Consider the following 8,533-nt stretch of genomic DNA (forward strand, 5'->3'; position numbering starts at 1 on the left):
TCGGCGCAAGACTCTCAGCAATTTCTTCTATCGTCCCCGGGCTAGATTCATGATGTCGCTCACCAAAACCTGGCAAGTCCTCAAACAATACCTCTGCGCCTGACAGTGTTTTTAAGTGCTCAGGAAACTCACCCCAATGCAATTTCTGGCGAGACAAACCCCTTATTAGCATCCACTTTTCCATTAGCGATACCAAAACTGCTTAGCTGCTTGAAAGGTCTGTACCTGCTGCTTTTTCTTGGGCATCCAGCTCTTATAGCCAATGGCTGCCGAGCAAAGAAAATCGAATAGCATAATATGCCGCCGTAAAACGCGTTGCAGGCGATGCGGCACCATCGGGTTGAATAAACCAGACCTAGAGAATAGTTGAGTCGGACGCTTCTTAATCCAATTCCATGAGCCCATCTCAAGCGTCAAAGGAATCATCATACTCTCATGTGAATTCTTATGTCGCTTGTAGATGTAATCCCACAGATCTCCATGCGTGATATAACTCAATGACTGAGGCTCAAAGATATAATGATGGTGAGAGTAAGTTCGATCTAGCAATAATTTCAGCGCATAAATCTTGTCGAGTACCGCAATAGGCCGTTTGCGATAAGCATAGGGAAACCACAAGTAATCGTGGAAGCCAAAGCCCGAATGACAGTCTAGCGTTAAGGTAAAGGGCGATTGATCAGAATAACGCTCGACCACCTCTACCAGCTTCTGGTTCTCAAGCTCCATTTGCTCCTCGACCTTGCCACAATACCAAGGCAGGTGTGGCGATATTCTTTGTCCGCCACCAAATAACAGGGCCTCGCTCTCTGCTTCCATCGGAGAGTTACGCATTAAATCCACACCATTGGGATTAGCACGTGTATTGAGATACATCCCGCCAGGATTAACTATCGGCAAAAACACTAAGTTCATTGCTTCTAATTGTTTGGCGACCACCACATCCCAAGACATTCGCGACAGCAGCATCTCTAGGTACGACAGCAAAACTTGTGTACCGATACGCTCGATCCCATGAACACCCGCCGAAATAATAACGGTCGGCAGCCCCGGGCGATAAGGTGTCATTTCAATGCTATACAGTGGCAGCTGATGACCGGCTAAATCAATATTCGCTTCGGTATTAACAACCAGAGGGTGCTTAGTGTGGGAAATAATCTGCTCTAACTGCCAAAGCTCAGGCAGCCGTTTTTTTATTTTATTTTTATTCATCAATATATCCGTATAAGCCGTACTCTCTCAAGATTGTCTATCTCGTGTAAGCATGGTGGTCTTCAAAAAAGAATGAAAAGCCTTTGACGATACGCCAGACATCAAATACCTGCCTTAAGCTAAAGCATGTATCACCATGGCTAATAAAAGGAGTGACCACTAAATCAACGTCTTTTTTCATCTCGCGTAGTTTGCGGTATAAGAGCTCTGACTGCCCGCAGGGAATGACATTGTCTGCCGCGCCATGCAGCAGAAAAACCTTGGCACTCAAATCATCTAAGCGAGAGACAATATCCAGAGCCTCTAATTCTTCTGATAGAGGCGTTTTCGCTTTCGAAAAAAGTAGTTCCCGGTACTGTGAGTCGCTCAAAACACGATGCACCAGACTCGCTTCACTCTGGCTTAATTGGTCGATGCATTGCCCTAAAGTAATATTACTACCCGGCTCCGGCTTGTTTTCTATATCAAGCAGGGTCGTTTCATTAATATTGTCCTGAATCGCTGCATCCAAGGCTTGTTGTAAAGCCAGGCAATTCTCATTGACCTTCGCCTCCATCACCATTGGGATAATTTTCTTCAGTACAATATAACGCCCATAGGGGTCTGCATCGGTATCGGTCAGCAAGTAGTTCATCACCGAATCAACTTCCGTAAATGCACCAATGGCACACACCGAGATGATTCGGTCTTTAACACGTTCATCCGCTGCAGCAGCCAAACATATGGCACCGGAAAAAGACGGCGCAAGAACACTCAGCCTACCCGAAGAACATAAGTGCGACTGATCCACCAACGCACTTAATATATCTGCAACCAAGTCGATCTGCCGAGGATCAATCTTCAAAGTTTTGATTGACTGAACATCAGGAGAAACCACTCTAAAGCCGACATGACATAGCGACTGACAAAGTGTAACGATACGAGAATCGTCTTTTCCAAAAGGAGACATGCCGTGAAAGAACGCAATGCATCCCTTCGGTTTTATATGCGGTTCATAGACATCAACACTGACGCAGCTGCTATCAATATCACTCCCCTCAAGATAAAGCAGTTCGCTACGGGCAGACTTCTCGCCCGACGCCTGCTCACCATGCAATGTCCACATCACATTCAATGCTTGCCAGGCCGCACGCATTATTTATCTTCCTGTTGTTCAATAACTTCAGGGATATAGCGCTTACGCTTCTTTTCCTTGATCTTACTGACATCGACCATCACTAAACCGTCGATACAATCACCAAAGTCAGGGTCAACACCAAAGCCCAAGAACTTTAGGCCACCCGGTTCACATAGGTCGCTATACTGCTTGTACAAAGTCGGCACGCTACAGCCCATATTCGACAAGATGTTCTTAAGAATCATAAAGTCTTCTTTATAATCCGTACCTGAAAAATTCTGGCTCAAGGCATCAAGCAGATCGTTTGAGAGCAAATAGGGGTGCTTCGATACAGCCTTAGGCCGAGATTCCGTCTCGTCAAAGCTGCCAAAATAAAGAGTGAAGAAGTAAACTAATAAATCTTTTGCTGCTTTAGGCAGGTCGTTCGAGATACTGACCGGACCATATAAGTATTTCACATCAGGGTTCTTGCTTAAGTAAGAACCGATGCCATACCAAAGGTAATCCAAACTTCGTTTGCCCCAATACTTAGGCTGAACAAAACTTCGCCCAAGTTCCGCCCCTTGCTTTAGTAGAGGAAGCATTGACTCGTCATAATCAAAAAGGCTGGCGCTGTATAAGCCCTGAATACCCTGCTGTTCGATAATGTCTTTGGCATTGCCCAGGCGATAGGCACCGACAATCTCCAACTCATTTTCATCCCATAAGACCAATTGACTATAGGACGAGTCATAGTGGTCAATATCACGCCGCTCACCTGTTCCCTCGCCCACTGCGCGAAAGGCAATTTCCCTTAAGCGGCCAATCTCTCTCAATACCGCGCAGCTTCCTTCGTTCTTATAGAGAAAGATCTGTTTATTATCACTAGTCTCACCCAATCGGTTTTGAGAAGCAATAAGCTGCTTAAGTATTTGACGTGATTCAGGGTGAGCAACCGGTGACTGGGTTTGCCATATCCCCTTTTTACCCTTACCCACTTTATAGAGGTGTTTTTTGAACAGTTTGACCTGAGTCTTAACTGGCAAACCACTCTTGGCATAGGTCTCATGAATGACAAGCTTACCGACACGGATCGCAACCGTCTTGCGTGTTTGCTTATACATTTCAGGCACAAGCATCATGGTAGAAAGCGGCTTATAGATCGCAGACACACCGTAAAACAGAGCAGAGTTTGCTGCATCAATATACAAAGGCAACACCGGCGCATTCATTTCTAAAGCTATATCAAGAAAGTCACGACGCCACTTGGTATCCGTCACCCCACTCGGGCGAATACGGGATAATTCTTCACTGGGGAAAAAGATCAGCACACCTTCTCGCTCCAGGTGTTCTTTCAAAGCGACATTACGTGTTTTAGCCGTATTCTCGGAGTAAGGCTGACAAGCCAAAGTAATCGGCGCAAGCGCATCTAACTCATGAACGCCTTCATCGACCACAACACGCACGTCTGACCTTACATCACTTACCAACTTGAATACCGCCGCTGCATCCAGAGTACCTAAAGGATGATTGGCGATAATCACCAAGCGGCCTTCAGTCGGAATTCGTTCTTTCTCATTCCAAGGCGTCTGAAAGGAAAACTCAAAGTGCTGAAGAATCTGCTCGACAAACTCAACACCTTTAAGGTGAGGATGATCTCGCAGGAAAGAGTCTAAGGTTTTTCGTGAACGAGATAGTGAGCTAAGCGGTGCTCGTAATATCTCGGGAATCCCACCGTTTTTATCGGCAAGGCCATCATTGCTAGACATGCGCTCGACAGCAGGTTGAAGTGTACCGTTTGTTTTCTCACTATCTACTGCCTTGTTAACCAACAAGCTCTGAAAACCCATACCTAGACTCCTGTGTTTTTAGGCAGGATAGTAATTCAGTGTGAAGCAAATGTGACGCTTTGGTGTCAGTTTGATGTCAATGGGATCACCACGGAACACAGTTGATAAACTTGACCCTAACCCGGTAGCCCTTTAAATTGCTTGCCTACTCATACGAATTCGCCACGAACAAGAGAGCCAAAATGAAATATATCGACACCCCAAACTTCGGCGCACCTGATGTCATGCAAGTTGCTGAAGGCGAACGCCCTGGCATTCAAGAAAATGAAGTACTGGTGAAGGTAGCAGCAGCCGGCGTTAATCGCCCTGACGTGATTCAGCGACAAGGCAACTACCCGGCCCCAAAAGATGCGTCACCCATATTGGGTTTGGAAGTAGCCGGTGAAGTGGTCGAAGTCGGTTCTGCCGTTACTACCTTAAAACAAGGCGATAAGATTTGTGCACTCACCAACGGTGGTGGCTATGCCGAGTATGTAAATGTACCAGAAAGCCAATGTCTACCCGTTCCTGAAGGCTACTCAATGGTGGAAGCAGCAGCCTTGCCAGAAACCTTCTTTACAGTGTGGTCAAACGTGTTTGATCGCGGTCAGCTGAAAGCGGGCGAGACCTTTCTTATTCATGGCGGTACCAGCGGCATCGGTACCACGGCGATTCAACTAGCCAAAGCGATGGGCGCAAAAGTCTATGCCACCGCAGGCAGCGATGAGAAAGCAAAAGCCTGTGAAGCGCTGGGTGCAGAGCTTGCAGTGAACTACAACGAACAAGACTACCTGCCCACTATCAAAGACCACAATGACGGCAAAGGCATCGACGTAATTCTTGATATGGTTGGCGGTGAGTATATTCAGAAGAACCTCTTCCTCGCCGCGATTGAAGGCCGTATTATCAATATTGCTTATCTTCAAGGCCCGATCAACAAGGTAAACTTCTTGCCCGTGATGCTAAAGCGTTTAACGCTGACCGGCTCGACGCTACGTCCTCAATCTTTGGACGCTAAGGCCGCAATTGCGCAACAGCTAAAAGAAAAAGTCTGGCCGCTGCTAGAGAACAAAACCATTAAGCCTGTGATCGCCAAAACCTTCGCACTCGAAGATGTTGTTGAGGCGCATACTCTAATGGAAAGCAATGCCCATATCGGCAAAATTATTTTAGACCTTTCACACTAAGCACTCATTCCACAAAGAGAACAGCGAAACATGCAAGCGCCTATCAAGCCCGAGACAATCAATGATCTGGACCTGTCGAAAGACTTCAATATAGGCCTTGCGTGCACGCGCCCTCAAATTCCCAACTTTGATATGCAGTCTACCGCGCTCATCGTTGACCATGGCGATGAGAGTAACGAATTACATCAAGCTTATTCTTATCAGCAACTCGATAAGGCATCCAACCAATGTGCTGCACGGTTAAGTGAATTGGGCTTGATAAAGGGTGACAGGGTCATGCTTTGGCTACCGAATGTTATCGAGTTCCCGATTGCCTTTTATGGCACAGTTAAGCTTGGCGGTATTGCGGTGCCCAGCTCTATTCTGCTTAGCGGCGACGAGATTGATTACCTGGCGAAGGACTCTGGTGCCAAAGTGCTGATCACCACCGCTGCGCTGGCCGAGAAGCTACACCTGGATACACTAGAAGAGTCAGAGTTGGCTCATGTTTTGATTATCGACGAACTCGCCGAGACCGCCAGCACAAGTAGCAAGATTAAGTTTCAAAGCTTTGCAAACTTACTAGCAAGTTCATCCGATGACGAAATCGCAGTCAATACCTGCTATAACGACCCGGCCTACTTAGTCTACACCTCTGGCACCACGGGTTATCCAAAAGGCGTATTGCATGCTCACAGGGCTTTGCTGGGTCGCTTACCCGCGGCCTACCATTGGTTTGATTACCAAAGCGATAAAACTGACCGCATTCTGCATTCGGGTAAGTTCAACTGGACCTACGTACTCGGCACCGCCATGATGGACCCGATGCTGCTAGGCAAAACCGTCGTTGTTTATAACGGCGATGCCACGGCAGAAACCTGGCCGAAGCTGATCGCCAAGCACCAATGCACAATCTTTATCGGTGTACCAACCATTTATCGCCAGATCATTCAGAAAACTGAATTTTCAGCTAAAGATGTACCGACACTTCGCCACTGTATGTGTGCAGGCGAGCATCTTTCAGATGAAATGCTTGGGTTATGGCAAGACCGCTTTAATCAGGATATTTACGAAGCTATCGGCATGTCTGAATGTTCTTATTATTTATCGCATCACCCTGCTCGCCCCATTCGCCCGGGCTCTGCGGGTTGCCCTCAGACCGGGCATAAAATACATCTACTCGATGAGAACTTAGAGCCAGTCAAAGACGGTGAAGAAGGCATGCTTTGTATCGACGAGCAAGACTTAGGACTGTTCATTGAATACTGGCAACTGCCGGACACCACACAAGCCACACGCAAAGGCGGCTATTTTCTCACCGGCGACTACGCCAAACGAGACGAAGAAGGCTATGTTTGGTTCCTCGGTCGACGTGACGACATCATCAACAGCTTTGGCTTTCGTATTTCACCCCACGAGATTGAACGGGTATTGAAAACCCACCCCGACGTCGCTGATTGTGTCGCTCTCGAAGAAGAGATCGGGCCAGATAAGAACTTGGTCGTGGCGAGCGTCATTCGCCATGAAAGTAGCACGCTAGATGAAACAAGCCTATTAGCCTTTGCAAACGAACATTTGGCTCAATATAAAGTACCTAAAAAGATTTACTTCACCCAACTGTTCCCCCGAACGGCCAACGGCAAAGTGCTTCGCAAGCAAATGAAGGCAGATTTAAAGAACTAAATACGCCTTAATAAAGTAAGCAAACCTCTAAGCAACAGGTAGTGTGTGTCTTCACTGGCTATTGTCACAAGTACTTGAAATTGCTTAGCGCGTTGCGCTTATTCGATTAGGACGAGCAACTATAGTGCGAGACACCGCCAGCCCCGAAAAAGACCTCGGGCTTCAAACGGTAGAATTTATTTTTCACCTCTAATGTCTGCTCATCGTATGGTTTGCTCAACACGTCTTGTAATTCCTTTACGAGCGTATAGTCACCTTTCATCGCCTGTTGATACGCTGGCACGACCAACCATTCACGCCAGGTGTATTTTGGGTTGACGCGCTTCATCTGTAACGACAGAGCTTCGGCGCCCTCCTCAATGTTTATCAGCCCTCTCCAGGTCTGTAACCACTGCGACCATGCTTCTTCCTTTTCATCACTCAGGTCTTTATAGAAGCTTTTCTTAAGCGTCGAGACATCTTCAGGAAGCTCTGACAGCTCGCGGAAGAAGAGGGTGTAGTCAACAGAGGTTTGAACCATTAGCTTTAAAAGCTGATTGAATAGCGTTCCATCAAACTTATTAAGCCCCAGCTTAGACGCCCACATTGATTCCATTTTCTCTTGAATCACAGCAGTGAAGCCTGAGCGTATCTCATTAAGCTTTTCTAATACATCGGGCTTCGATGCAACAAGGGGTCGCAATGCCGAGCAGAAACTCTCAAAATTTGCCTCGGCAGCAGCATGTTGATTGAAAAACGAAAAGTGATGCCCGCCACCACTCCAAGGCTGATAAAACGGTTCAAACACTTCGCAGAACCCGAATGGACCATAGTCAAGGGTATACCCCCCCGCTGCGCAGTTGTCACTATTGAAGTTGCCTTGGCAATAACCTACGCGAAGCCAGTTTGCGACAAGCGCGCTTAAACGCTCACGAAACTCGCTAGCCAACCGCAGTAATTTATCTTCGAACGATAGGTCTTCATTGATCTCACTTTTGTATTCACGATCAATCAAATGCAAAACGATCATCTTTAACTCTTCGAGAGCTTTTGGATGAGCCTTGCTACGCGCTCGACGAGCAAACAGTTCAAGCTGCCCGACCCGTAAGAAAGACGGTGCGACACGTGTTGAAATTGCAACCGGGTTCGATACCATAATATCCGGATCTTGGGAGTAAGAACCTTCAGAATACCATGGGCGATCAACGGTCTCTGAGCCAGATACATAAAGGCATAAGGACCTAGATGTTGGCACCCCTAGTTGGTGCATATGCTCCTGAACCAGAAATTCTCTAATACTCGAGCGCAGCACTGCTCGCCCATCCGCACCACGACAATATGGCGTTCGCCCACCACCCTTTAGCTGCATCTCCCAACGCTGACCATTGATGACAGCCTCAAGGACAGATACTGCACGGCCATCCCCGTAACCGTTGCCTGTGCGGAACGGACACTGTTGAATGTACTCCGTGCCATAAATCGACAGCGCATAGCCAGTTGCCCAAGCTGTTTGTCTCATAGGTTCTGGCACATGCGACATATCACCAGAGAACAAACGACGGAAGCCTTCC

Annotated in this window: 6 protein-coding genes and 1 pseudogene; 2 read left to right on the forward strand and 5 right to left on the reverse strand. The window is 47.3% G+C overall.

The window, feature by feature from the left end; all coding sequences use genetic code 11:
• The 4 genes and pseudogenes from A3735_RS15380 to A3735_RS15395 form a co-directional block, all read right to left on the reverse strand.
• Positions 1 to 184 (reverse strand): annotated as a pseudogene (locus A3735_RS15380) (alpha/beta hydrolase); the annotation flags it as partial.
• Positions 184 to 1,209, reverse strand: a complete 1,026-nt coding sequence (locus A3735_RS15385) for a M14 family zinc carboxypeptidase (protein ID WP_068507722.1) — start codon at positions 1,207 to 1,209, stop codon at positions 184 to 186. The gene A3735_RS15385 and the pseudogene A3735_RS15380, both read right to left, overlap by 1 nt.
• A gap of 37 nt (positions 1,210 to 1,246) precedes the next feature.
• Complete coding sequence (locus tag A3735_RS15390; protein ID WP_068507721.1) at positions 1,247 to 2,344, reverse strand: alpha/beta hydrolase; 1,098 nt, start codon at positions 2,342 to 2,344, stop codon at positions 1,247 to 1,249.
• Positions 2,344 to 4,155 (reverse strand): lysophospholipid acyltransferase family protein, encoded by a 1,812-nt coding sequence (locus A3735_RS15395; RefSeq protein WP_197479448.1) that lies wholly within the window; start codon positions 4,153 to 4,155, stop codon positions 2,344 to 2,346. The genes A3735_RS15390 and A3735_RS15395 overlap by 1 nt, the downstream gene beginning before the upstream one ends.
• 182 nt (positions 4,156 to 4,337) lie before the next feature.
• Between A3735_RS15395 and A3735_RS15400 the strand changes: the two genes are divergently transcribed.
• Positions 4,338 to 5,321 (forward strand): NAD(P)H-quinone oxidoreductase, encoded by a 984-nt coding sequence (locus A3735_RS15400; protein WP_068507718.1) that lies wholly within the window; start codon positions 4,338 to 4,340, stop codon positions 5,319 to 5,321.
• 30 nt (positions 5,322 to 5,351) lie between these two features.
• On the forward strand, positions 5,352 to 6,983 hold the full coding sequence (locus A3735_RS15405) for an acyl-CoA synthetase (RefSeq protein WP_068507716.1): 1,632 nt from the start codon (positions 5,352 to 5,354) through the stop codon (positions 6,981 to 6,983).
• A gap of 106 nt (positions 6,984 to 7,089) precedes the next feature.
• On the opposite strand, the gene A3735_RS15410 is transcribed toward A3735_RS15405, so the two are convergent.
• Positions 7,090 to 8,533: protein adenylyltransferase SelO family protein (locus A3735_RS15410; RefSeq protein WP_068638233.1), on the reverse strand; the 1,444-nt coding region annotated here is incomplete at its 5' end.

The sequence above is a fragment of the Oleiphilus sp. HI0061 genome, from assembly GCF_001635675.1.

Coding starts and splice junctions, on each gene's coding strand:
- A3735_RS15385 (WP_068507722.1), bottom strand. CDS start 1,209: ATGAATAAAAATAAAATAAAAAAACGGCTGCCTGAGCTTTGGCAGTTA.
- A3735_RS15390 (WP_068507721.1), bottom strand. CDS start 2,344: ATGCGTGCGGCCTGGCAAGCATTGAATGTGATGTGGACATTGCATGGT.
- A3735_RS15395 (WP_197479448.1), bottom strand. CDS start 4,155: ATGGGTTTTCAGAGCTTGTTGGTTAACAAGGCAGTAGATAGTGAGAAA.
- A3735_RS15400 (WP_068507718.1), top strand. CDS start 4,338: ATGAAATATATCGACACCCCAAACTTCGGCGCACCTGATGTCATGCAA.
- A3735_RS15405 (WP_068507716.1), top strand. CDS start 5,352: ATGCAAGCGCCTATCAAGCCCGAGACAATCAATGATCTGGACCTGTCG.